The sequence below is a fragment of the Aureimonas sp. SK2 genome, from assembly GCF_029813115.1.
Lineage (GTDB): Bacteria > Pseudomonadota > Alphaproteobacteria > Rhizobiales > Rhizobiaceae > Aureimonas.
This window is the reverse complement of sequence record NZ_JAPZDS010000018.1, coordinates 21,543-46,287: the sequence shown is the minus strand read 5'-3', so window position 1 is coordinate 46,287 and position 24,745 is coordinate 21,543. Positions and strand designations below refer to the sequence as shown.

Sequence of the window (24,745 nt, the reverse complement as noted above, 5' to 3'; positions counted from 1 at the left end):
CGAAAACCATCGCTCCAACTATCGCAAGAGAGCTTTCCTTGAACAAGAAACACATAGAAATCAGGGACTTGCTGGCTTGGACGTATCAGCACGAAATCCCCAAGCTGGATCGGATTGACGAAGAAGGGCGCGGCAGGTACCGGATCGCCTCGTCTTCGCCATGGGATGCGTTGGAACGGCTCGCTCTTCTCGGCTGCCGGGTGGATACGTCCGGCCCTGGCCGCGATTATAGCGAGCTGGTGTTCCCGGATGCCGATGCCATGATCGTGGACAAGGCCGTGGAGGCGCTGGCCGAGTGGACGATCGAGGTCGATCCGCAGTGGGATGGTCTGCGCGACTGCCAGGGGCTGACGCCGATTGAGTACGCCGAGGCGCACCGGGACGGCTTGGCGATCGCTGTGCCGAAAGGTGATCGGATCGCCGCTCTCGTGCGTCGGCTTGCGGTTACTGGCCAGACGCCTTCATGGCGGGATCACGGGCCGATCTATCGTCGGACGATCAAGGGGGCGAACGGCAAGCCTCTGTGGTTTCGTATGATCAACGCAGCGGCCGGGCCGGGGCTTCCAGCGGTTCCATGCGAGGTCGACGGCAGGAACCCGAAGACGCGCCGCCCGTATCCGGGCGCCTACCACAAGCAGTACCTCGACCCTTCGCCTGCCATCCTCCTGGCCGAGCGGATCGAGTATCAGGCCTGGGCGCTGGCGCTCCATTCTCTCGCCTCCACATTGGAGCGGCGCCTGTCCCGCTTCTTCGTCGTGCCGTGCACCGTGCCCGTATGGCCTTGGGAAGGTGAGGAGATGCGCCAGCCCGGTCGTGTGCTCCTCTCGCTGGCTCCGAAGGGCGATTGCGCACAGGCGGAAGAAGGCGCTTGACGAGCGCCTGGAATTTGACATACCTCTCACAGTGCGAAGACGTAGGCCCCGGCGCAGAGATGCGAGCGGGGCTTTTTGCTGGAGGATCAACGATGGCAACTCGGCCCGCGTCCTTCCGTCCTCGCTCTCAGCCGGCGCGCATCGACATGCGACGCGAGTACGATGCCAAGCGACGGCGCACGAAGCCGTGGCGAGCCCTCTACAAGACCCCCGAATGGCAGGCGATCCGCGTCTCGGTTCTGACCGACGAGCCGCTGTGCCGCCGCTGTTCGGGTCGGGGGCTCGTCACGGCAGCGACGGTGGTCAACCACGTCGAGCGCCATCATGGCGATCCCGTGAAGTTCTTCGGGGGCCCGTTCGAGCCCCTGTGCAAGCCCTGCCATGACGGCGAGGTGCAGGCGCAGGAGCGCGAGGAGGACGCCTTCCGCCGGCTCAACCCTTCGGAGGGGTAGGGGGGTCGAAAGTCGGGGGCCGAAGGGGCGGGACCGGCAGGTTAACTCGCTCTTTGCGCGCGCGAAATTTCGCCGGCAGAAACATTTTTTTCCGGGCGCAGAAGGGTCGCCCGCACGGTTGTACGAGGTGATGTCATGGGCCGACGCAGGGACGATCCCGCCTTGCAGGCGGCGAAGGGCTATCCGGGCCGGCGCAAAAAGGCGACGGATCGGCAGATCGAGGCCGCCGCGGTGGCGGCGGAACAGGAAGTCGTCTCGCAGGATCCGTTCGCGGTGCCGAGCGTGTTCCTGAAGGCGCCGGCCTACTACGCCCGCGCCATCTCGCTGTGGCGCTCGCAGGCGCAGACGCTTCAGGCTGGCGGCCGGCGGCGTCCCGGCTATCGCGGTGCCCTGACGCGCTACTGCATGTGGACGCAGATCCATGAAGCCGCGATGGACCAGCTCCGCCGCGACTGTCCGAAGGGGAACCTCGTCACGAAGTGGACGCCCGTCGGCGGGGAAGAGCGGATGATCCCGCATCCCTCGCTGAAGATCATGGCGCAGGCGGAGCCGATCCTGCGCGCGATCGAGGATGACTTCGGGTTCACGCCGCGCTCGGACAGCGCCTTGGCGCGTGTCGAGAGCTTCAACCTCTCGCAGCAACGCGATCTGTTCAGCTCCGGCCCCGTTGCACGGTCGGCGCCGGAGCAAGACGCGACCGCCGGATCGGGCAACCCGTCCGACCTGATGAACGACGCGGACACGATGCCGCCGGTCCTGAACTGACGCTATGGACGAGCATAGCGATGTCACCGCGCTCCCGGCTTGGCTGGCGAGCGTCGAAGGTGACGCGGCCTACGCCTGGGCAATCAACGCCTGGCGTAAGGCTGCGGCAACGGACAAGGCTTGGTTCGACCATGCCAAGGCCGACAAGATCGCGCACGCCTGGCCGACGATCTTTCGGCTGACCAACGACCGCTTCCGAGGGGTGACGTTTAAACTCCTCCCCTGGCAAGAGATCACCGTCCGGCTTCTCGTCGGTTGGAAGATCCCGATCGAGATCATCGACGCGGCGACGCACGAGGCCTCGATCGCGCATGTCCGGCTGTTCCGACGGCTGGATCTGTGGATCCCGCGCAAGAACGGGAAGTCCGAGTTCCTGGCGGCGCTCGGCATCCTGTTCTTCGCCCTGGAGCGGGTGCCGGGTGGCGAGGGCTACGTGTTCGGACGGAACGAGGACCAGGGCATGGTCACGTTTCAGAAGATGCGGGACATCGTTGCCCAGGCGAAGGGGCTCGTCGAGGACAGTGCCGGCAACCAGCGCATCACGATGTCGAAGAAGGGCATCTTCCTGCGCGAGACCGGCGCGCTGTGCCAGCTCCTGACCGGTAAGCCGGACGGGAAGCACGGGCGCTCGCCCACGGTGATCGTAGGCGACGAGATCCACGAGTGGACGACGTCCGAACTGGCCGCGACGCTGCGCCAGGGAACCGGCGCCCGTCTGCAGCCGATCGAGCTGTACGCCTCGACGGCGGGCCGCAAGGCCAGCCGCGTCGGTTGGGAGTGGTACCAAGAGAGCATCGGCATCATGTCCGGCGCGATCGACGATCCCCGCACGCTCGTCGTGCATTTCGCGATCGGCGAGGAGGACGACTGGACCGACGAGGCGGTGTGGCGGAAGGCGAACCCGAGCCTCGGCCTGACGCCGACGTTCGACTACCTGCGCACGGAATTTAAACGCGCGAAGGGGCGCCCGGTCGATGAGGCGCTGTTCCAGTGCTACCACCTCAATCGCTGGGTCGATCAGGTCGGCGGCTGGCTTCCGACGTCGAAGTGGAAGGCCTGCGGCGGTGAGCCCGACAGCTGGCGCGAGTTCGCGAAGCGGTTCAAGGGCCGGCGCGCCTTCGGCGCCTGCGACGTGTCGGCGACGCGCGACATCACGGCGTTGGTCTGGCTGTTCGAGCCCGACGAGGATCACGAGCACTGGGGGCTCCTGCCTCAGTTCTGGGTCCCGGAAGGAACGCTCGACGAGCGTGCCCGTGAAGATCGCCGGGTGGACTGGCATCGTTGGGTCCGGAACGACGCGCTGCAGGTCACGCCTGGCGATAGCGTCGATCAGAACTTCGTAGCGAAGGCGATCATGGACGGGATCGGCACCTTCGACGTGCGGGCCATGGGGTTCGACCCATGGAACGCGCAGAAGCTGATCACCGATCTCGAAGTCGATTACGGGCTGGACCCGGAGCTGATCACGACGCTGCGGCAGGGGCATGCGACCCTTGGCGAGGCGACGAAAGAGTTCGAGCGCATGGTGTTCGCCCAGGCGCTCGATCACGGCGGGCATCCCGTCCTCGCCTGGATGGCCGCGCACTGCCAGGTCCGCTTTGACGCGAACCTGAACTACGTGCCGGCGAAAAGCACGAGCGCCGACAAGATCGACGGCATCGTTGCCTGTGTCATGGCGACGGCGCTGGCGGTCAACCAGGCCGGTCCCGAAGTGTCGGTCTACGAGGAACGCGGGCTATTGGAGATCGAAATCTGATGACCCGTGTTCCCCGTATCCGCCGCCAGTCCACCGCGATCGTCGAAGCGGCCGACGCGGCGCCCGCGCCGTTCGAGGCGGCGAGCTACGGCCCGTCGAGCATGATCTCCGACGCGCAGGGGTGGTTCGTCCGGCTGATCGGCGGTGGCAAGACGAATGCCGGTGTCAACGTGAACGAGCACCTCGCGCTCAACCTGCCGGCGGTCTACGCCTGCATCAACCGGATCGCCAATCCGATCGCGACCTTCCCCTTCCGCATCATGCGGCCGAAGGACGGCGGCGGGATGGAGGAAGCGGACGATCATCCGCTGGCGCAGCGCCTCGGCAAGAGGCCGAACGACTTCATGTCGGGCCGGACGCACCGCAAGGTGCTGATGGGCCACGTCCTGCGCTGGGGCAACGGCTACAACGAGATCGAGCGCAACGGCGCAGGCCAGGCGGTCGGTCTCTGGCCGCTCCTGCCCGACCGCACGGCACCGAAGCGCGAAGGGGACCGGTTCTTCTACCGGACCACGATCGGGGGCAAGCAGTTCGACATCGATCACATGGACGTCGTCCACATCATGGACCAGTCCTATGACGGGTTCGTGGGCATCTCGCCGGTGACGGCGGCGCGCCAGGCCATCGGCATGGCGCTCGCCCTGGAGGAGTTCGGCGGCAAATTCTTCGCCAACGACATGAAGTCCGGCGGCTTCCTGATGCATCCCGGCAAGCTCGGTTCCCAGGCGCAGTCGAACCTGCGCGCGCAGAACGGCGAGCGTAAGCCGGCGCCGGACAACCCGGCCTCGCGGCTGGAAGGGCAGGGCGGCCTCGACAACGCGCACCGGGTGAAAGTGCTCGAAGAGGGGATGAAGTTCATCCAGACGACGATCCCGCCGGAGGACGCGCAGTTCCTGGCGACACGCGAGTTCCAGCTCGGCGAGATCGCCCGCATCTACGACGTGCCGACGATCCTGCTGCAGAGCCATCAGGGCACTACAACGTGGGGATCGGGCATCGAACAGCTGATGATCGGCTTCGTCCGCCAGACGATCGAGCCCTGGTGCTCGGCGATCGAGAGCGAGATGAACTGGAAGCTGTTCACGGAGGCGGAGCGGGCGGCAGGCTACGTCGTCAAGCTCAACATGAACGCCCTCCTGCGCGGCGACATGGCGGCCCGGTCGGACTTCTACACCAAGATGTTCGGCGTCGGCGCCTTCTCGCCGAACCGCATTCTCGATCTCGAAGACGAGGACGGGATCGGCCCGGACGGCGATCACCACTTCGTCCAGGCCGGCTACGTGCCGATCGACCAGGCGTTGCGACCCCCGCCGCCACCGACACCGCAACAGCCTGCCAGGCCGAAATCCGAAGGGGAGACGGAAACATGAAGTATGCCCGCATCCTTCTGGCGGTCGCGTCCGAGATCTGGGCGATGCAGCCCGAAAAGCTCGAGGCGATGATCGCCTTCCTCGCCTTGCAGGCGGAGGGGGCGAAGTTCGACGCCGCTGAGATCGAGGCACGGATCAGCCCTCAGATGTCGTCCGACGTCGCCCGACGTGAGGGAGCGGTGGCGATCCTGCCGCTCCGCGGCGTCGTCGCGAACCGCATGAACATGTTCTCGTCGATCTCCGGCGGGACCAGCAACGAGGCGTTCGGCGCCGCGATGCGCGAGGCCGTCGCGGACGATCGGGTCAACGCTATTGTCCTCGACGTGGACTCGCCAGGCGGCACCGTGCAGGGCACGGAGGAGCTGTCGAGCCTGATCCATTCGCTTCGTGGGCAGAAGCCGATCGTCGCGCAGGTGAACGCGACGGCGGCGAGCGCGGCCTACTGGATCGCCAGCGCGGCCGACGAGGTCGTGATGACGCCCACGGGGTGGGTCGGCTCGATCGGCGCCATGACGGTCCACGACGACATCAGCGCCGCGCTGGAAAGGGCGGGCGTGAAGCGGACGGTGATCAAGTCGGCCGAAGGCAAGAACGAGGCGCCGCCTCACCTGCCTCTCAGCGACGAGGCGCGGGCGCAGCTCGAAGCGCAGTGCGCCTTCTTCGACAAGATGTTCGTGGACCGTGTCGCCTCGAACCGGGGTGTCTCCACCGCCGTCGTGCGGAGCGACTTCGGTAAGGGGCGCATGGTGATCGGCGCGGACGCGGTGCGTGCCGGCATGGCTGATCGCATCGCCACCATGGACGAAACCCTGGCCCGCTTCGGCGCCGGTCACGCATCGCCGCCGCCTCGCGCGGCGGCGAGTACACCCCGACGACACCGGGCGATCGCCGCCCTCTGATCCATTCGCCAGCGGCGAGTTTCTGGCCCGTTCCGGCACTGCCGCGAGCGGGCTTTTTCGTGTCCGTAGAAAGGACCCACCATGTCCACTCAGCTTTTCGCCGCTCGCCCCCTTGGGATCGCGGCCCTCTTGACCCTTTCCCTTGTCGTTGCCCTCGTGGCGATCGGCACCGCGCATGCCTCGCCGCTCGTCGAGCACGCCGTGCATGTGGCCTCCGCTCACGACTGGGGCGGCGCGCTCCTCGCCTCGCCCCTCGTTGCCCTGCGCGCCAGCCGCGTCGAGCTTCAAAAGAAGATGGAGGCGCTGACTGAAGCCAGCGAGGCGGAAGATCGCGACCTCACGGAAGACGAGGAACGGGACTTCCAGTCGATGCGGGAACAGCGTGCCGCCCTCGACAAGCGTATCGCCCGGCTGGAAGAGCTAAACGCGGGCGCCGCCACCCTCACCGAAACCCGCCTGGCAGCCGCGCGTGGCGGCGGCGTCATCCACCCGCCCGCGCCTGGTGCTCGCCGCGAGTTCGAGAGCATGGGCGAGTTCATGGCTGCCGTCCGGTTCAATCCGAACGATCAGCGTTTGAACTACGTCGAGAACGCCGCTGCCAATGAAGGCGACCCCGCCTCGGCCGAGCTGCGCATGGACGATGGCGCGTCCGGCGGTTTCGCGATCCCACCGGAGTTCCGCAACACCCTCCTGCAGGTCAATCCGCAGGAGGCGATCATTCGTCCCCGCGCGCAGGTGCTGCAGCCGGGCAGCGCACCCGATGCGGCTGTGACGGTCACGGCGCTCGATCAGAGCGGGGCGGCGCCGGGCAATATGTTCGGCGGCGTCGAGGTGAAGTGGATCGGTGAGGGCGACGAGAAGCCCGAGACGAGCCTTGCCCTGCGCGAGATCACGCTGACGCCGCACGAGGTCGCCGGCACCATCACCGTGACGGACAAGCTCCTGCGCAACTGGCAGGGCTCGGCCGCCTTCATCGAAACGCAGCTGCGCGGCGCCGTTCGCCAGTCCGAGGACTTCGCCTTCCTGCGCGGCGACGGCATCAAAAAGCCGCTCGGCCTTCTGAACGCCGGCGCCACCTATAAGGTGAAGCGCGTCCAGGCCAACCGCATCACCTATGACGACGTCCTGGAGATGTCGGCGCGTGGGTACGGCAACGGCGTCTTCGTCTACAGCCGCTCGGCCCTGCCGGCGCTGAGCAAGATGACGGACCCGGAAGGGCATTACATCTGGACGCAGTCGGCGCGCGAGGGAGAGCCCTCCACGCTTCTCGGCCGCCCGGCGATCATGTCCGACCGCAACCCGCTCCTCGGCCAGTTCGGCGATCTCTGGTACGGCGATCTGTCCATGTACCTGATCAAGGACGGCTCCGGGCCGTTCGTCGCCGCGTCCGAGCACGTCCTGTTCAAGCAGAACAAGACGGTGATCAAGATCTTCTGGAACGTCGACGGCTCGCCCTGGCTGCGGAAGCCCCTGACGCTGGAGAACGGCTACGAGGTCTCGCCCTTCGTCGCCCTGGACGTGCCCGGCATCTGATCCGGATCGGCGCGGCCGCTCCGGCGGCCCCGCCTCTCGCCTGCCCCTTCATCCACTTCCGAAAGGAACCGCACCATGAGCGTCAAGCTCTCGCAGCGGCTGCGCGTCAACGCGGCCGTCACTCCGCAGGACATTCAGGCGGCCAAGACCTCGCCGTTCGTGTCCATTGCCGGTGCCAGTCAGATCATGGCCGCCGTCACCACCGCAGCGCTCGGCGTCGGCAAGAAAGCCGTCGTCCAGTTCCTGCAGGCAACCGATGCCGGGGGCACCGGCTCGAAGGCGCTCGGCGCGCCGGTCGAGAAGGTCGCGACGGCCGCAGGGCCGGTAGCCTTCACCGCCGAGGCCTATGCGGAGCGCCTGGACGAGGGCTTCGGCTTCGTCGCGGTGCAGCTCTCCTCCGACAACGGCGCGGCGGTGCTCGGCTCCGCCATGCTGATCAGCGGCGACAATCGCTTCAACCCGTAAGGCCGGACCCGTCCGCGCCCATCCTGACAGGAGACGATCATGACGGACCTGATCGAGCGCACGGCGCTCTCGGAATTCACTCAAGACGGCAAGCCGGTGCGCGTCGGCCAGGTGGTCACCATCGACCGCCTGCAGCTCGGCCGCCTGGTAAAGGCCGGATGCGTCGCCGAAAGCGACGAGGAGAACGCAGCGGTGCCGAAGGCCGATCTGCCGGCGACGCAGTGGGGCAGCGGCTTCGATTTCCAAAAAGAGATCGACGAGGCGGCGACGGAGGCGGCCGACAAGATCGCCGCCCATCGCAAGTCGGTCGATGACGCTCGCGAGACGGCCGAGCGCGAGATCGCCGGGCACCAGACCCGCACGACGGAGGCCGCCGAGGCGGCCGACAAGGCCATCGCGGCCCATGGCGAGCGCGCCCGCAAGGTGGGCGAGGAAGCCGACGAGGCGATTGCCGAACACAAACGTCGCCTCGAAGCGGCAACGCAGGAAAGCGGCGCGGGCAGCGGCGCCGAGACGAACGACACCCCGCCGGCCTCTGGCAAGCCCGGCAAGCCGAAGGGCTAATGCTCCATGTCCGTGCTGGTCCTGCACACCCCTCCGGCGAGCGAGCCGGTGACGGCCGAAGCCGTTGCCGCGTCGCTCGGACTGTTCGAGGCCGACGCCCGCCTTGGCGGCTTCATCCAAGTCGCTCGGCAGTCGCTGGAGGGGGTGCAGGGCTGGCTCGGACGGGCGCTCGTGACGCAGACCTGGGATCTCTATCTCGACGCCTTCCCGGCCGACGAGCTGCGTCTGCCGTTTCCGCCGTTTCAGCGGATCGACGAGATCGCGGTGACGGACGGGCAGGGCGTCGAGACGCTTCTGCCCTCTGCGCGGTATCGCGCCCTGAAAGGCGAGTTCGGCATCGTCGTGCCGAACGGCGGATGGCCGAACGTCGGCGCCGAGCGCCAGGGCGTGCGCGTGCGCTTCACCTGCGGCTACGGTGACACGGCCGAGGAGGTCGCCGCCAAGGCCGCCCCGATCGTCCAGGCGATCACGCTGATGGCGGGGCGCCTCCTCTCGGCCAGCCGTGCCGACATGGCGATGCGAGCGCGCACCGTCGAAGGCGTCGGCTCGACGAGCTGGATGAACCCGGACGATGTCCGCAAGGGCATCACCGCGACGGAGGACGCGCTGCTGGCGCCGTTCCGGGTGTGGTCATGACGCCGCGCGCTCGCGAGATGATGCAGGCCTATGCGGAAGAGATGCCCCGCTCGTCGGTGGTTCTGGTGCGTTCGGGCGCGCCGAACTGTCCCGTGCGCGCCCGCATCGTCGAGTTCAACGAAGCCGAGATCACCGCCGGCATTCAGGAAGGGCAGCGCAAGCTGATCGTGTTCGCGCCCGACGTGACATGGTCCGAACCGCTGCGGGAAGGAGACCGGGTGCAGTTCGACGGCCAGGATCTTTACGTGAACATCGTGGACGATCAGCGCCGCCGCGTGGACGGCACCTTGATCGCCTACGAGCTGCGGGCGAGCGGTCTGTGAAGCCGCCGAAGATCGCGCCGATCTTCCGGGAGGTCGAGCTGGCATTCGAGCGCCACCTTTCGCCCCGTGTCCGCTCGCAGCGCCTCGCCGCCTATGCGCTCGACAAGATCACGGAGGCGAAACAGATCAACGGCGGCGGGTCCGGACAGCTTGCCCCGCATCGCCAGATTGTCGACGGCCGGGAAGGCGCGCCGCTGATCTCCGTGAAGCCGGACGGCGTGATCGTCGCCCGCTTCGACCTCCTGAACGACGTCCTTGTGTGGATCGGCGCCGAGCTGCGGCGGAACTCCCCGGTTCTGTCCGGGCGCTTCAGCCAAAGCCATGTGATGTACGTCGATGGTGAGCCGCACGATCCGAAGACGCCGATCCCTGATGGGCAGCTTTATACGTTCGTGAACGTGCAGCCCTATGCGCGCCGGATCGAGAAGGGCTGGTCGAAGAAGGTCCCGGACGGCCTCTACGAAGGCGTAGCGGCGGTCGCCGGTCACCGCTTCGGCAACGTCGCCAAGGTGACCTTCGGCTGGCAGGCGCTCCAGGGTGCCGTGCCGCTCGAAGCCTGGGCGGGCAAGACGACGATGCAACGCAACGACCGGGACCTGAAGGACGCCGCGCTCGACGAGTGGCGGCGCCGGCAACCCACTATCTTCGTGAGGCCCCACTGATGGCCCATCCCATCGTCATGTCGGCGGTCGCCGCTCGGCTCGCTGCCGGCTTCCAGGAGCCTGACTGCCCGATCCGCGAGATCAACCGGAGGCCGGGCGCGGATCGCTCGCATTCGGCATTCGTGGTTCTCCAGTTCCCGTATTCGACGTCGGATCCGGCAACGGTCGGCGCGCCCGGCGGGCAGTGGTGGCGCGAGGACGGTGCGTTCCGCTTCGTGATCACCTTGCCGAAGGGCGAGGGCCTGTCGCTCGGCCCGATGTGGGCGGAACAGATCGCCTCACTGTTTCGCGGCGAGGAGTTCGACGGGGTGGTCTGCCTGTCGGCGGGCTCCCCCGTCGTCGATGATCGGAACGAGACGGACGCGTTCTTCCGATTGAGCTTCAGCGTCCCCTACGAGTTCCAATTCCAGAAGGCGGAACCATGATCAACGTGACGAACGTGTCCGAGCGGAGCACGACGCTTCCCCAGAAGGGAAAAGGCAGCGTCGAAATCCTGCCGGGCGAGACGAAGTCGGTCCAGATCGAGGCCGACAATCCGCATGTCGTGGCGAAGCTCGCCATCGGCACCATCCAGATCGAGGGCGAGAAGAAGCCCGAGCCCGCACCCGGTGGCCGTAAGCCGGCGGGCGAGAGCGGTGCCGGGTCCAAGCCCGACTAAGCCGCAAGCCCAAACCCCTCGCCCCGGCGAGACGTCCAGGCCGCCCCATGGGCGGCTTTTTTGTTGCCCCAACATAGGAGGTCGGCCGTGGGCCGGATCATCAAAACCGCAAAGACGAAGGTGTCGATCGGCGCCATCGCCGACGATACGTTCACCCTCGCCAGCGCCAAAGCCGACGCGACCTACAAGGCGATCGACGGCCTGACGAACATCGGCGGCTACGGCGGCACGCGCCAGCTGATCACGTCCGACCATGTGAACTCCGGTCAGACGAAGAAGGCCAAGGGCTCGATCAACTACGGGTCGATGGCGCTCACCTGCGATCGTCAGCCGGAGGACGTCGGGCAGCTCGCCGCGATCGAGGCGGTGGAGTCCCACGAGCGCTTCAACATCAAGGTCGAGATCCCGATCGGCAAGGGCAAGGTCCAGATCGACTACTTCCCGGCCTACGTGATGTCGAACCAGAAGGACTTCGGCGGCGCGAACGACACGCAGAAGCTCCAGCTCACCCTGGAACTCGACGACAAGCCGGTCACCGAAACCCCGGCCTGATCCCCATCGCCCGCGAATTCTTAGGCCGCGGGCGTGACGGGCGGCGGCGTGTTGTTCGGGCGCGCCGCCGCTCACCCCTTCCGAACCCGAACGATCCGAACCGATCGAGGACCATCCTATGAGCACGAAGCTTTCCAACGACGTCGAGGTCGAACTCGGCGGCGAGACCCATCTCCTGCGCGCCAACCTGAAGAACGCCACCGCGATCTCTCGCCAGTTCGGCGGCTTCGACGGCGCCGTGCAGGGCCTCCTGAACAGCAATCTCGACGTCTACCAGTCGATCGTCAAAACCGGCATCGTGACGGCCAAGAACATCTCCACCGACGATCTGAAGGAGATGGTCTGGAGCGCCGGCATGAACAAGCTCGTCGTGCCGCTCAGCAAGTTCGTTGGCATGTGCCGGAACGGCGGTCGCGATCCGGAGACGGAAGACGATCAGGCCCCCGACGAGGGACAGGCGGGAAACGGCGCCGCGGGCTGACGCCCGACGAGCTGTTCGTCTCGATCTATCAGGCGGCGATCCGCCTTCTGCCGGCGTGGTCGGACGACGCGATCATGTCTTGCGATCTCGGCCGTCTGCGCCTGGCGATCGATACGGCGCTCGAAGAGCGCGGCGCCGAGGAGCGGTTCCAGCTTCGGCTGCACCGCTACGAGGTCGAGGACCCGCCCCCGCCCGATCAGACCGACGACGAAATGGCCGCGAGCGCCCTCAGCGTCATGCAGATGCTGTGGCGGCAGTCCGACGAAGACGAGTAGGCGGCCCACGCAGCCGCCTTTCCCATCGCGATAGGAGTTCCCATGGCCGTCACGGAAACGCGCATCGAAGAGCTTGTCTTCCGTGGCAAGGCCGAGGGGATCGACCAGACCAAGACGGCACTCGACGGCCTCGCGGCAGCGCATGCCCGTGCTGGTCAGGCGGCGGGCGAGAACGCCCGCGTGTACGAGGAAGCTGGGCGTTCGATCCGCAATCCGACCGCAGCGTTCCAGGAGCTGCAGAAGCGCCTCGAAGGATCGCCCGCTGCATGGAAGGCTCTGGAGCGCGGCCTGCGCGTCGTCAGCCGCGCGGCCGATGACGGCAAGAGCGACGTCGCGGCGCTGGACGGCGCGGTAGACAATCTCCTGCGGACGTTCCAGCGCGCCGTCGCGCCGAAGCTGTCGCCCGACGTCGACCTCTCGCCGATGAAGGCGGCGATCGGCGCCGCCAAGAGCTTCGACGATCAGACGCGCGCCATGCTGCGCGGCATGCTGAAACAGGCGGAGGAAAGCCAGGAGGCCCTGCGCGCGCAGGCCAAGGCCGCCGAGGACCTGGCGCAGCGCACGGCGCGGTTTCGCGCCGAGCTGGATCCGCTGACGGCCGCGCAGGCCAAGCTGAATGCGGAACTCGCCGAAGCTCAGGCGCTCCGGGTTGCCGGTGCGATCACCGACGACGAGGTGATCCTGCGCACGCAGCAGCTGAACAAGGAATACGACAACACCTCGCGGCGCCTCACCACCGCGAACGACAACATCCGCCTGACCCAGGACCAGATGAAGAACCTGGGGTATCAGACGAACGACCTCCTGACGATGTGGGCGATGGGCGCCAGCCCGTTCCAGATCATCTCCAGTCAGGCGGGCCAGATCGTCCAGGCGCTGCAGGACGGCCCCGGCGGCGTGCGCGGCTCGTTGAAGGCGATCGGCACCACCATGATGGGGCTGATGACGCCGACGACGCTGGTGATGGGGGCGCTCGGCGCAGCGGCGCTCGCCGCCCGCTACTTCGGCAACGACACGGCCGCCAACTTGGAGAAGGCGGAGAAGGCCGCCAACTCCTATGCGGCCTCGATCCGCACGTTGCAGACGGCGCAGGGCGATCTCGGGTCCGTCATGGGCCGGATCTTCGACCGGGAGATGATCCGGTCGACGGAGGACGCGCGCCGCCAACTCGCGCTTCTCGCGAAGGAACAGGTCGCCGCCAGAGCCGCCCTTGCCGACACGCTGGTGGATGCCGGCAAGCCGGGCATGCTGGAAACGCTGAACCCCTTCGGTCCCATGCGCGAGCTGTTCCGTATGGGACAGGGCGAGACAAACCGGGGTACCTTCGGGTATCTCGGCGCCGAGTTCGAGGCGGGCCGTCGCTCGGCGCAGTCACTGCGCGAGGAGGTCGAGAGGATCCTTCTCGACAAGCAGCTGCCCGACGATCTGCGCGAGATCGGCGAGCGGATGCGCGACGGCGCCCGGCAGGCGGAAGAGGTGGAAGCCCGGATCAAGGCAATCACCAACGCGATCCGCGAACAGAAGCGCGAGATCGCCAACGACAACTACCGGAAGGCGGTGGACGCCTTCGACCGCTTCCTGCCGGACAACCGTACGGAGCGGCAGAAGATCGAACAGGCCTATCGCGAGCGTGTGGCCGCCATTCGGTCGCTCGACGACAATCCGCGCGCCATCGAGGGCCGGATGAACACGGCCGAGGCTCAGCGTCTCGCTGCCCTCAAGGAAATCGAGCGCCAGGAGGAGGTGCTTCGCCAGGGCCGCGAGCTGGACGTCCAGGGCATCACCGCCCGGACGGTGGCAGAGCGGGCGCTTCTGGCGGCCCAGCGCGAGCGCCTGGCGCTGTCTGAGCCGGGCGCGAACAGGGAGGAGATCGAGCGCAGGGCGGCAGCGGCATCCGTCATGGTGTACGCGCAGGCCGAGAGCGAGGCGGCGGAGGCGCTGCGTCAGGCCCGCATCGGCCGGGAACAGGCTGGGCTGGACGGCTATGCCGCCGAGGTCGCCGCGGTGAACGCGCAGTATGCCGAGCAAATCCGCCTGGCCGAGGGGTCCGAGGCCGCCGTTCGCGATCTGACTGAGGCTCGCAACCTCGAACTGGAGACGCTCGACGCCACGGTGCGCCGCTCGCTGTTCTCCGCGCAGGAGGAAGAGATGCGTCGCCTGCAGGCCGAGATCGGCCTGATCGGGTTGAACGACGATGCCCGTCGCGAGGCGCTCGCGACGCTTCAGGCGGAGATGGAGCTTCGCCGGCAGGGGATCGACCTCAACAGCGCTTGGGGGCAGAGCTATGTCGAGAACGCCCGCCAGATCGCGTCGATGGAAACGGTGCTGGATCGGCAGACGGAGGCCTTCGACGACCTGCGCGAGGCCGCCGGCAGCTTCTTCTCGTCGCTGTCATCCGGCAAGGGCATCCTGGAAACTTTCGTCGGCGCCTTCGCGCAGCTCGGCAACCGTCTCGCTCAAAAGGGCTTCGATCAGATCTTCGCAGGTCTCTTCGGCACGGGCGGGCAGGGCGGCTCGACGGTCGCGCAGGCGACGGGGGCGATCGGGCAGCTTCTCAGCGCCCCGTCGCGTAGCTCCTCCGTCGAGCGGACCTTCGCGGCCCCTGTCGGCCGTGTAGACCGCGCGCCGCTGGCGCCTGTCACGGTTTCGCTGCCGGCAACGGCCAGCACGACCGTCGCGCGCGCCGGCAACGCCTTTCTGGATCTGATCCGGCGGGCGGAGGGGACGGCGGGGGCCAACGGCTACAACACGTCGCTGGCGTATGGCCGGTTCACGGGTGGCGAGCGCAATCTGACGGGCATGACGCTCAATCAGATCGACGCCCTTCAGACGTCGATGCTGCGGCATCCGGGGAACACCTACAATTCCTCGGCGCTCGGCGCCTACCAGATCGTCCGCACCACCCTTCGAGGCCTGCGCGAGGAGCTGGGGCTCGACGGGTCGCAGCTGTACTCGCCCGAGCTGCAGGACCGTCTGGCGCTGACGCTCGCGCAGCGGCGCGGTGCCAGCGCGAGCGGCCTGCGTAATGAATGGGAGGGCTTCCGCCGGGTCGGTGAGGGCGAGATCCTCGGCGCCTATCGGGCCGGGGTGCTCGGCCAGAACACCGCCTCATCCACGAACGACACGCGCGTGATCCGCAAGGGCACGTCCGAGGGCGTCGTGGACGCGCAGCGCCGGCTCGGGAACATTCCCGTTCCGACGTCGCGCCCGACGATCCGTACCGATGCCGCCGGCAATGCGACGGGGTGGAACGGCTTCAGCCAGGCGGGGTCGATCCTCGGCGTCCAGTATCCGGGCTTCAGCGCCATGGGCGGGCTGTCCGCCGGTCTCGGTGGCTTCTCAGCCGGTTATCAGGGCGGCTCCCCCGTCATGGGGGGACTGCAGGGCGCGCTCGGCGGCTTCATGGCCGGTGGCCCGATCGGCGGGCTGATCGGCCTGGCGGCGGGTGCCCTTGGCGGTGTTCTCGGCGGTCGTGCCCAGCGCAAGGCCGCTCACCAGCAGGCGGCGGACAAATGGGCGGAGGTCCAGCCTCAGTACCAGGCGTTCAAGAAATCCCTCTCCGGCGAGGAGACGGGCAACCTGCGCGCCTTCATGTCTGAACGGTGGAACACGCTGCGCGGCTTCATCGACGTCGGCTCGAAGGCCTGGAAGATGGGTTCGGGCAATTCGTCGGCCGAGTGGTCGGACACGTTCATCAAGATCTCGGAGGCCTGGCACAAGGAAATCGACAAGTTCCGGGAGGGCTTCGCGCCCGCCCTGGAAAGCCTGGCCAGCGGGCTCGGCATCGACAACGCTTTCTCCAAGGGGCGTGACGCGGCCGCGCAGCTGAAGACCAAGGTCCAGCAGTTCGTGGACGACGTGAAGGTCGCCTACGGCGAGGCCTGGATGGGAACCGGCGACGTCGTCGATCCCCGCTACTCGGCCGAGTATGACGCGATCGAGGAGCGCACACGCTCCGAGCGGGAGGAGAATGTCCGCAAGGCGAAGGAGGCCTCGCGCGAATACGCCCTGTCGATGCTGTTCACGGACAAGACCGTGTCCGACGTCGGCAATGCCCTGCAGGGTCTCAGGGGCACGGCGGCGGGGCTCGTGTCGGTGCTGGTCGAGTTGGGGGATACGTCCCTCAAGGCGGCGGCCGACATCAACGATCGGCTGACCCAGGCGATCGATCGGGTGCGCAAGACGTTCGTCGAGGACATCAAGGCGCGCATCAACGACCTGTCGGGCGTCGGCTACCTCAACGATGTCGCGGAGCTTCTGAAGGTCCGTGACACCATGCTCGCGGACGCAGCTCTCCTGAACGAAGATCCATCCCTTGTGATGGACTGGTTCAAGCTGGCCGCGCAGGACATCGTCAACGGGTCGGAACTGACCGGCTCGGCCTTCGATGCCCTGGTGGCGAAGTTCCCCGAGCTGGCCGGGGTGGTGAAGTCCTTCTCCGAGGCTGTCACCGTCACGACGGAACAGGTGCAGGAGAATTACCAGGCGTTCTTGGAAAGCCGCCTCACCGAACTCACGGCGGCGCGGGCCGATGCGGAAGCCAAGCTCCAGTCCGCCTACCAGCGGACGGTGGATTGGGTGAAGTCCCTGCGCGAGTTCGTGTCGGGCATGAACCTCTCCGACACGTCGCCCCTGTCGGGCAAGGCGAAGGTAGATGCCGCGGCGGCCTCGTTCCGGGACGTCGCGGCGCTGGCGGCCTCCGGCGATCCGGAGGCGCAGCAGAAGCTCCTCGGCGTCAGCCAGGAGTATCTGGATGCGGCGCGGGACTACTACGCGTCGAGCGAGGCCTTCTATCGCGTCTTCGACGAGGTGCAGGGCACGCTGAAGTCGGCCGACGCCAAGGCGAGCGCCGAACTCGCTTACATGAAAACCCAGGCGTCCTTCCTGGAGGCGATCGACGACAACACGAAGTCGCTCGCCACGCTCATGGGCGAGTGGATCGCGGCCGAGAAGGCGGAGAAGGAGCTACAGAAGCAGGTGGACGGCAATCGGACCTTCGGGGCGAACCCGGAGCGCAACCGTGCGATCGACGCTGGCATTCGGCAGCTCGGCCTTCGTTACACCGGCAACTACGGCTTCCAGGCGGACGGGAGCGATCCTTTCCGCTCGTGGCGCGAGAGCCTGCCGGCGGAACAGCTCGCTGCCGTGATCGGGGTGATCCAGCAGTACATCGGCATCAACCGTGCCGGTGGCGGGCTGATCACCGGGCCGGGGACGTCCACTTCGGACTCGGTGCCGGTGAACGCGTCGAACGGAGAATACATGCTGCGCGCGGCGGCTGTCGCCGCGCTCGGCGTGTCCACGCTCGACGAAATCAACCGCACCGGGCGTCTGCCCGCCGTCGTGGTGCCGGAGCGGGCGCGCCCCTTGCGGGCGGCCAATTCCGGCAGCGCTGCGGACATGCAGCTCCAGAGCGAGCTGCGGCGCCTCGGCGACATCGTCTACGCCTCCGGCCAGGAAACGCGGGAGCGTATCGAGAAGACCAACCAACTCCTCGGAAAGGTCAAGCAGGCGCTCGACCTCGCAGCGTGAGGGAGATCCATGCAGTACCTGATCGACCTCGGGGGGCGGCACCGGCAGAGCGGTGCCGCCACCGTGTTCCGGTTCTGCGTCGGCCCGGCCGGGTACAACACCCGGCCGGACGACGACGTGCCGAACGTGCATTACCAGCCCCGGATCAACTCGACCGGGGATTATCGCCGCGCCCTGTTCGGTGGCCAGGGCCGCACCACCGGGGCGGCGGAGGTGGATCGGGGCGAGATCCTTCTGAACAATTCGGACGGCGGCCTCGACCGTCTCCTCGAGTACGCCTTCGACGGTTACGATCTCACAATCTGGAGCCTTCCCAACGCCCGCGCCCGCTTCGGGACACGGCAGGCGGTGTTCCGCGGCACGGTGGAACAGGTCGACGTGACGTGGGAAGAAATCCGCCTTCGCATCCGCACTCGGCTCGCCATCCTCGACAAGCCGATCCAGGAGGCGGTCTATGCCGGCACGACGATCGCCGGGGGCATGATCGAGGCGGAGGGTGACGAGAACCTGAAGGACGCCCCACGGGCGATCCTCTACGGCGCGCCGAAGCTCGTCGCGCCGGTTCTCGTCAACCGGTTCGACCAAGTCTACGGCGTTGGCCACAAGCTGTCCGCCGTGCGCACCGTTCGCGACGCCGGGGAGCCGCTGACGGCGACGGGGCAGGATTATCCGACCCTCGCCGCCCTGCTGGCTTCCACCATAGCCGGCGGGTTCTATGCCACGTGCCTGGCGCTTGGCCTCATTCGGCTCGGCCCGGAGACGACGCAAGGGACGATCACGGTGGAGGCCGTCGAGGGGGCGGCGCCGGCTGACCGGACGGCAGGGAAGGTGGTCCGCCGCATCCTGATGGAGCGCGCCGGCTTGGTGCCGGGGGTAGACTTCCTCGACAGCGACATTGCTGCGCTGGATGCCGCCAACAGCGCCGAGGTGCAGTTCTGGCCAGGCGCGAGTTCGGTCAACATGCTGGCGGCGATCAGCGCGATCCTCGACAGCATCGGCGCCTCGATCTCGCCCGACCGCCTCGGCGTGTTTCGCCTGGTGCGGTTCGACGCGCCGAAGGGCGAGCCGAAGCGGACCTTCACGCATGTCGAGATCGTCGAGGCGAACGGCACGGGCATTCAGCGTCTGGCAACGGGCGACAGCGGCGGCGGTTTGCCGGCGAAGTCGATCACCGTGCAGCATTCGCTGAACCACGCGGTGATGGCGGAGGACAGCCTGTCGGGCTCGACGCGGGAGACCAATCCCGACTTCGTGGCCTTCGTCACCAAGGAATGGCGGCAGGAAGAGGTGAAGGACGACGCGACGGCCGAGCTGCACAAGCTGGCGCCGAAGCTCTCGTTCCAGACCCTTCTCGTCGACAAGGCGGCGGCCAAGGCCGAAGCGACGCGTCGCATGGCGCTCTATGGCCGCCAGCGCGACCGCTACGACGTGCCGGTACCCAGCCGCTATGCCGGCGATCTCGATCTCGGCGACGTCGTGCGGCTTCGCCTGCCGCGCTTCGGCATGGACGACGGCAAGCTCTTCACCATCGTCGGGATGCGCGAGGACCTCGGCGACGGCGTCACGACACTGGATCTATGGGGGTGACACGATCGCGATGATGCGGCTTCTGTTTCCGAACCTCGCCTATCTCGCGGACCTGTCGTCGCCCGCCGGCGGGTGGCAGGCGGGCGATCTGTCGATCGACGCTCTGCACGATCCGGTGCTCGGGCATGTCGCTCGCTCCACCGGGCTCGATCCTAAGAAGACGAGGGTCTCCTTCGCACTGGACCGTCCGCGCCAGGTTGGGGGTCTCGTCGTCCTTGGCCACAACCTTTCGACAGGGGCGCGGCTGATCGTGCAGGGCGCGCACGACGCGGCCTTCACCGACATCGTGTTCAACCCGGGCGCCGAACCGGTCGAGGTCTATCCCCGGTTGTTCCGCACGCGGGATCTGGCCTGGTCGCACCCGAACTGGTTTTCCGGCAAGCCGCTGGTGGAGGATCTCGGTATCACCACCACGGCGGCGTTCTGCCTGTTCGGCCGGAACTGGACGGCGCGCTTCTGGCGCGTCGTGTTCGACGATCCGTCTAACGGAGACGGGTTCGTGGATGTCGGCAAGGTATTCCTCGGCCCGGCCTTCGACCCGCCGCACAACTACATGTTTGGCGCCGCCCTCAGCGTCCAGGACGAAAGCCGGATGACGCAGTCGCTCGGGGGCACGCGCTTTTTCGACCGGCGCGGCAAACGGCGGCGGATGGAGTTCGCCTTCGACATGCTGCGCGAGCGGCGGGAGTTCTCCCGCTGGTTCGACATGACGGCCCGGCTCGGCATCACTGATGAGGTGATGGTGATCCCCGACCCCGACGACATCCGCAATCTCCAGCGGCGATCCTTCTGTGCGCATCTGCGCGAGCCGACGCCGCTGGAACAAGCCTTCCACAAACACATGAGCGCATCGCTCGTAGCCGAGGAGCTGATCTGATGGCGGCACCCCGCCCGACCACGCCGCGTGAGGACTTGGCCTTCACGCGGATCCCGCAATACAACGTTCGCGCCTACAACGTGGCGTCCAACCCTTATGGGTTCGACGAAGACGGGCATGCGGTCAACCTGATGCCGCTCGCCGACGATCTCGGCGTCGTGGCGCGGTATGCCGGGGAGATGGCCGCTACGGCGCACGCCAGTGCGGAGCGGATCGAAACTGCCGTCGAGGCGATCGAGGCTGGGCCTGTGGTTTCGGTGGTTGGGCGCTCAGGCGTCGTCACCGCCGATCATATCAAGACGGCGATCGGCTATGAACAGCTCGCCGCGGATATCGAACAGGATGTCGAGCAAGCGGTGAACGGTCTGACGGGCCGCGTCAGTGCCGTGGAAGCCGACTTTCCCTCCCGTGCCCTGATCCTTTCTCAAGCTTTCGCCCTGACCGGAGTCCGCTAACATGGCCCTCTCGAACCTCGCTGCATTCACCAAGACGAAGAAGACCGGCGTCGCCGTCCTCTCGGCGGCGAAGACCACCTATGGCGATGCCGCGAACGCCGTGCTCGCCTTCACGGCCGGGCCAGACGGATCGCTCGTCCGTCGGGCGACGGCCATCCCCCGCGCGACTAACACGGCAAACCAGTTGCAGATGTATCGCTCGACCGATGGCGGGGCGACGCTGACCTATGCCGGCTCGGCTCTCATGGCGGCCTATACGATGAACCAGACGACCGCAACGCCGGTCACGGACTTCGGCATCAACTTCGCGCAGCCGCTTTCGCTTCAGTCGAACGAGCGACTATATTTCGCTGCCGGCGTCGCGGTCGCGGCGGGTATCGTCGTCACTGTCGAGGGCGAGGACTTCTGACCATGTTCGGAATGTCACCGACCTACGATCAGGGGATGCAGCCCCAAGCCATAGGAGCTGGGGCTGTGTTCAAGCCCTGGCTCCTCGATTTCGCCAACGAGTTTGACGTTTCAATTCCATTTTTCATTGTCGAGAATGGAACATATAGGATTACCGCCCGCGCAGGTGGCGGGAGCGGATCGGCGAGCGGCAACACCGTAACAGCCGGCGGCGGCAGCGGTGCGTTAGCGCAGAAAACGCTAAAACTCTCCGCTGGCGCGAAGTTGCAGCTTTGTGTTGGCAAAGGTGGATCGGGCGTATCCAACGGACACGGTCGGGCCGGCAGTACTTCTTACGTTACCGGCCCTGGGATTGACCTCTATTGCTATGGCGGAGAACCGGGGACCGCTTCTGGCGGCGCGGGCGGGCAAGCAAACGGTGGTGACCTCAACCTCAACGGTTCGGCAGGCGGGCAGTGGATGAACCAATACACACCGAGCGATGGAGCGCCTGGGCTTGGCCCGGCCGGAGGCCTTGGCGGTAAAGGTTCTACCGCAGGATTGAGTAGCGCTTACGTTGCGGGTGGCGGAGCCGGGGCACCGGGGCTTGTAGGCTTGCCAGGTGGAACCGGAAGCGATGCAAGGGACGGAGCCAATCTAGGCTCTGCCTCGGTCTTCAATGGGGCCGGCAGCGGCGGCACCAACGCATACCAGACAAACCCTGGGGCGACAGGCAATGGCGGCAACGGAATCGTTCGCATCGAGAGGATTGCCTAATGATATATTCGCGCGTCACCCTCGCAACGCTTGAAGCCGGCACGCCTACCGGTCTGCCTACTGAACTCCAAGGTCTTGACCTCGTTACACTCGCCAACCTGCCCGCCGCCCTCGATCCTGTGCCTGAGCAATTCGAAGACGTCGGCTTCTGGCCGGCAGACCTTCTGCCGGTCGAGTTCGACGCCCGGAAGAAGGTTGCGACCGGAGAATTCGCCGTGACGCTCGACGCTGAGGCAAAGCGTGTCTCGGCGACCCCGATCCTGCGCGACCTGACGGCGGAGGAGATTGCCGCTCTGCCATCCGTACCTGAACCGCGTCCCACCACGCTCGGGCGACTCCAGTTCATCGTCCTGGCACAGTCCGCCGGCGGGATGACAGACGCCATGCTCGTTGAGGCGAAGGACAACCCAGCCTTCGCGGCTTTTTGGATCAAATACCAGATGGCCGAAGCAGTCGAGCGTGACGATCCGATCACGCGCGGCTCGCTCGATGCGCTGGCTGCTGGCGGGTATCTGCCGAAGGGCAAGGCGGCTGTGATTGAGGCTTGGCCGACCGTTTGAGGCGGCGGCGCCTATCGCGCCCATAGACGGTCATGGGCGACCCGCTCGGACAGTCGTCCGCAAGCCGAGCGGGTCTTCGCAAAGATGTCCGGGAGGACTGTGCGATGCAGTATGGTGATGCATCGTAAGGCTGGCTGTCAATCCTCGTGACGCCCGCCGGCTAAAGGTCGACCCGTCCGGGTGTGTGCAGGCCGGACGGGTCTTCGCGTCGTACTGGGCAGTTCGCTTCGCGATGCGAATATCTGACCGGTTTCCCTGTTTGTAGTCAATCAAATCTGTGGTCACGGCTCACCGCCAAATCGACTTCCCGCAATCCTGAGTTACGTTAGGATATGTGCAGGCAAAAACCGGGAGGCAGTGAGATCAAGAGATGGGTGACCTAGGTCCAGATGTAGAGGCGCTTCTCACCGAAGTTGGACGGACGCTACTTCTCTGGGGCTTCCTTGAAACCCAAATGGTCAGGGAGGGCTTCGATTGGAAACGTTCGCTCGCGCAAGTTGATAGTAGCGATCCGGACTATCCAATCCTCCATGAACTGAAAGATGCGCGGCTGATACGGAATGCCTTGGCGCACGGGATAAGGGGAGTTTCGGCAAGCCCATGGTCGGACGAGGAGGCACACGTCATTTGTCAGACGTTTGATGGAAGTCGGCGGACCATCACCTACGGCGATCTTCGCCGCACCCAAGCTCAGATAATGCAGCTCCGGCGGATGTTCCCTTTTCCGCACTCAGCGTTGTTTGGGTCACGCTAATTGGACGTCGCCGCTGAGCCATCACCTCGCTCAAGCCACCAATGACTGTCGCCGCGAAAGCGAACCAAACCGAAGGCAACTGCGGTTCTTCCTGCAGGGCTGGATGAAGGGCTTCGGGCATCGGTGTAGCCTTGACGGAGCGCTCTGATGCGGCGGTCCAGCTCGCATTCGTGATCAGCGTCATCATCGACCTTATCCGGTGGAGTTTCATCTCCCAATATCCGGTCGGTTGTTAGTAAAGCACGTCCGTGCGGGTCACAAATGTGTTAGACTAGGTAGTTCGGGCACGATACAATATGTGCCGCATATGATCTTGTGACGCGCGAGTGATGGCGGCGATGCAATTCACGCTTAGCGGTGGGATAAGTGCGTAGTGCTGACACATGACTGTGTGCCTGATGCTCGTACGGGCGAGGATTAATGTTTCTGTTTGTCAGGAGGGCTAGTGTGCTCGGATCGATCATTAGTACCAACTAATGCAAATATTACGCCTGCCACCGCTGCGAGGTTCGCAAGAAGCACGCATCCAATAAGTGTAGCGAATGAACTCATAACCGCTTCCCCTGACTGACGTGTAGGATACACCCAGAGGTTATGGCCCTGTCTACCCTCAGATCTGGCAATGCGCACGTTTGTTACGTAAGGTTTTATTACAATGCGGCGTTTCCGACCGTAAGGGAAGCATAGTTTAGCGCAGAACGGTTTCAGCGTTGCTGCGGATCTGAACGGTCGAAACGAGAAAGGCGCCGGGGTGTCTTCAAACCCGGCGCCTCGTCACGGTCGAGCTTAACGCAACACGCTCGACTGCCGAGCATGACATCACGTTCCGCTTAAAGATTTGTTGCCCGTAGCCTGTGAGCGATCGGATGCCATGTTTCCAATCTGCCCACCCGGCAAAGCCACTGTGAACCAATAGCGCTCCGCTAGGCTCACTCCGTTGGAATATGCGTGGCGGCTGTGGGGATCAAGTCCTTCACCCATTCGATGTGACGCACCCTGCCGTTCTCGTCGCAAATTTCCATCGCGGCCCATACGGGAAACGGACGCCCGGCTCTCAGCTCATTGCTCGCGAATGTTCGGCAGTCTCCGATCGCCTTGCGCGTAGCGGCTTCGAGGTTTGGCATCTCTGAACCTTCGGGGTCGCTGATGACCTCACTCCCGGTGAAGAGATTGAACTTGAAGCGTGGCATTCTCAGCCTCCTTCCTGCGGGCAAAAAACTGCAAGCAGAGACCAAAAGCAACGCTTGAACCGTACCAGCTGGCACTGAAAGCTGGGATGGCAACCATTCAGCTGGCGTGCGGTGAACCCTCTCCACGTATCAGGACATTGCGCTTCAGCGCCATGACGAGCGCGGTACTCACTGCTGTGCTGGCGCAGCCGGCACCGAATTAGGCGTGACTTCCTGAACGCGCTCCTGCGCCGATTGGACTCGCTCCGCTTCTCGCGCTGCGGGATCCTGTTTCGCGTCGCCAATGAAGATGAGCCCAAGGACCACGAGTAGCCCTACGCTCAGGCCCAGCAGACCGTAGCGCACGGCCTTAATGGCCTTTTT

Annotated in this window: 25 protein-coding genes; 23 read left to right on the top strand and 2 right to left on the bottom strand. The window is 66.0% G+C overall.

Annotated elements, in window-relative coordinates; translation table 11 throughout:
• Positions 1 to 38 precede the first annotated feature (38 nt).
• The 23 genes from O5O54_RS19000 to O5O54_RS18890 all read left to right on the top strand — a co-directional run bounded on the left by O5O54_RS19000 (position 39) and on the right by O5O54_RS18890 (position 22,438).
• A complete protein-coding gene (locus O5O54_RS19000; protein WP_279483423.1) occupies positions 39 to 872 on the top strand; it encodes a hypothetical protein in 834 nt (277 codons plus the stop codon).
• Positions 873 to 964: 92 nt separating this feature from the next.
• Positions 965 to 1,324, top strand: a complete 360-nt coding sequence (locus O5O54_RS18995; RefSeq protein WP_279483421.1) for an HNH endonuclease — start codon at positions 965 to 967, stop codon at positions 1,322 to 1,324.
• A 135-nt stretch (positions 1,325 to 1,459) separates the two neighbouring features.
• Positions 1,460 to 2,089, top strand: coding sequence for a P27 family phage terminase small subunit (locus O5O54_RS18990; RefSeq protein WP_279483420.1), 630 nt, complete (start codon positions 1,460 to 1,462; stop codon positions 2,087 to 2,089).
• A gap of 4 nt (positions 2,090 to 2,093) precedes the next feature.
• A complete protein-coding gene (locus O5O54_RS18985; protein ID WP_279483419.1) occupies positions 2,094 to 3,845 on the top strand; it encodes a terminase large subunit in 1,752 nt (583 codons plus the stop codon).
• The gene (locus tag O5O54_RS18980; RefSeq protein WP_279483418.1) at positions 3,845 to 5,215 is read left to right on the top strand and encodes a phage portal protein; all 1,371 of its coding nucleotides are present in this window, start codon (positions 3,845 to 3,847) and stop codon (positions 5,213 to 5,215) included. Before O5O54_RS18985 ends, O5O54_RS18980 begins: the two co-directional genes overlap by 1 nt.
• A complete protein-coding gene (locus O5O54_RS18975) occupies positions 5,212 to 6,114 on the top strand; it encodes a S49 family peptidase (protein ID WP_279483417.1) in 903 nt (300 codons plus the stop codon). Before O5O54_RS18980 ends, O5O54_RS18975 begins: the two co-directional genes overlap by 4 nt.
• An 81-nt stretch (positions 6,115 to 6,195) precedes the next feature.
• Positions 6,196 to 7,647 carry a phage major capsid protein gene (locus O5O54_RS18970; protein ID WP_279483416.1) on the top strand — a complete coding sequence of 484 codons (1,452 nt, stop codon included), beginning with the start codon at positions 6,196 to 6,198 and terminating at the stop codon, positions 7,645 to 7,647.
• A gap of 75 nt (positions 7,648 to 7,722) precedes the next feature.
• Positions 7,723 to 8,112, top strand: a complete 390-nt coding sequence (locus O5O54_RS18965) for a hypothetical protein (RefSeq protein WP_279483415.1) — start codon at positions 7,723 to 7,725, stop codon at positions 8,110 to 8,112.
• A gap of 39 nt (positions 8,113 to 8,151) precedes the next feature.
• The gene (locus O5O54_RS18960) at positions 8,152 to 8,676 is read left to right on the top strand and encodes a hypothetical protein (protein ID WP_279483414.1); all 525 of its coding nucleotides are present in this window, start codon (positions 8,152 to 8,154) and stop codon (positions 8,674 to 8,676) included.
• 6 nt (positions 8,677 to 8,682) lie between these two features.
• Positions 8,683 to 9,312, top strand: coding sequence for a hypothetical protein (locus tag O5O54_RS18955; RefSeq protein WP_279483413.1), 630 nt, complete (start codon positions 8,683 to 8,685; stop codon positions 9,310 to 9,312).
• Positions 9,309 to 9,635 (top strand): hypothetical protein, encoded by a 327-nt coding sequence (locus O5O54_RS18950; RefSeq protein ID WP_279483412.1) that lies wholly within the window; start codon positions 9,309 to 9,311, stop codon positions 9,633 to 9,635. Before O5O54_RS18955 ends, O5O54_RS18950 begins: the two co-directional genes overlap by 4 nt.
• The gene (locus O5O54_RS18945; protein WP_279483411.1) at positions 9,632 to 10,297 is read left to right on the top strand and encodes a hypothetical protein; all 666 of its coding nucleotides are present in this window, start codon (positions 9,632 to 9,634) and stop codon (positions 10,295 to 10,297) included. Before O5O54_RS18950 ends, O5O54_RS18945 begins: the two co-directional genes overlap by 4 nt.
• Positions 10,297 to 10,722 (top strand): phage tail terminator-like protein, encoded by a 426-nt coding sequence (locus O5O54_RS18940; RefSeq protein ID WP_279483410.1) that lies wholly within the window; start codon positions 10,297 to 10,299, stop codon positions 10,720 to 10,722. Before O5O54_RS18945 ends, O5O54_RS18940 begins: the two co-directional genes overlap by 1 nt.
• Complete coding sequence (locus O5O54_RS18935; protein WP_279483409.1) at positions 10,719 to 10,955, top strand: hypothetical protein; 237 nt, start codon at positions 10,719 to 10,721, stop codon at positions 10,953 to 10,955. The genes O5O54_RS18940 and O5O54_RS18935 overlap by 4 nt, the downstream gene beginning before the upstream one ends.
• 87 nt (positions 10,956 to 11,042) lie before the next feature.
• A complete protein-coding gene (locus O5O54_RS18930; RefSeq protein ID WP_279483408.1) occupies positions 11,043 to 11,507 on the top strand; it encodes a hypothetical protein in 465 nt (154 codons plus the stop codon).
• 118 nt (positions 11,508 to 11,625) lie between these two features.
• Positions 11,626 to 11,988, top strand: a complete 363-nt coding sequence (locus tag O5O54_RS18925) for a hypothetical protein (RefSeq protein WP_279483407.1) — start codon at positions 11,626 to 11,628, stop codon at positions 11,986 to 11,988.
• A gap of 74 nt (positions 11,989 to 12,062) precedes the next feature.
• Positions 12,063 to 12,263 carry a hypothetical protein gene (locus tag O5O54_RS18920; protein ID WP_279483406.1) on the top strand — a complete coding sequence of 67 codons (201 nt, stop codon included), beginning with the start codon at positions 12,063 to 12,065 and terminating at the stop codon, positions 12,261 to 12,263.
• A 42-nt stretch (positions 12,264 to 12,305) separates the two neighbouring features.
• Positions 12,306 to 17,795 (top strand): phage tail length tape measure family protein, encoded by a 5,490-nt coding sequence (locus O5O54_RS18915; RefSeq protein WP_279483405.1) that lies wholly within the window; start codon positions 12,306 to 12,308, stop codon positions 17,793 to 17,795.
• Positions 17,796 to 17,804: 9 nt separating this feature from the next.
• Positions 17,805 to 19,382 (top strand): hypothetical protein, encoded by a 1,578-nt coding sequence (locus O5O54_RS18910; RefSeq protein WP_279483404.1) that lies wholly within the window; start codon positions 17,805 to 17,807, stop codon positions 19,380 to 19,382.
• Positions 19,383 to 19,392: 10 nt separating this feature from the next.
• Positions 19,393 to 20,259, top strand: coding sequence for a hypothetical protein (locus tag O5O54_RS18905; RefSeq protein WP_279483403.1), 867 nt, complete (start codon positions 19,393 to 19,395; stop codon positions 20,257 to 20,259).
• Positions 20,259 to 20,714, top strand: coding sequence for a hypothetical protein (locus O5O54_RS18900; protein ID WP_279483402.1), 456 nt, complete (start codon positions 20,259 to 20,261; stop codon positions 20,712 to 20,714). The genes O5O54_RS18905 and O5O54_RS18900 overlap by 1 nt, the downstream gene beginning before the upstream one ends.
• 1 nt (position 20,715) lies before the next feature.
• Positions 20,716 to 21,123, top strand: coding sequence for a hypothetical protein (locus O5O54_RS18895; RefSeq protein ID WP_279483401.1), 408 nt, complete (start codon positions 20,716 to 20,718; stop codon positions 21,121 to 21,123).
• Between the two features lie 754 nt (positions 21,124 to 21,877).
• Positions 21,878 to 22,438, top strand: a complete 561-nt coding sequence (locus O5O54_RS18890) for a hypothetical protein (RefSeq protein WP_279483400.1) — start codon at positions 21,878 to 21,880, stop codon at positions 22,436 to 22,438.
• Between the two features lie 659 nt (positions 22,439 to 23,097).
• Here the strand turns inward: O5O54_RS18890 and O5O54_RS18885 are convergent.
• Together O5O54_RS18885 and O5O54_RS18880 are read right to left on the bottom strand one after the other, a co-directional pair.
• The gene (locus O5O54_RS18885) at positions 23,098 to 23,379 is read right to left on the bottom strand and encodes a hypothetical protein (RefSeq protein ID WP_279483399.1); all 282 of its coding nucleotides are present in this window, start codon (positions 23,377 to 23,379) and stop codon (positions 23,098 to 23,100) included.
• A gap of 742 nt (positions 23,380 to 24,121) precedes the next feature.
• Positions 24,122 to 24,382, bottom strand: coding sequence for a DUF6894 family protein (locus tag O5O54_RS18880; protein WP_279483398.1), 261 nt, complete (start codon positions 24,380 to 24,382; stop codon positions 24,122 to 24,124).
• Positions 24,383 to 24,745 lie beyond the last annotated feature (363 nt).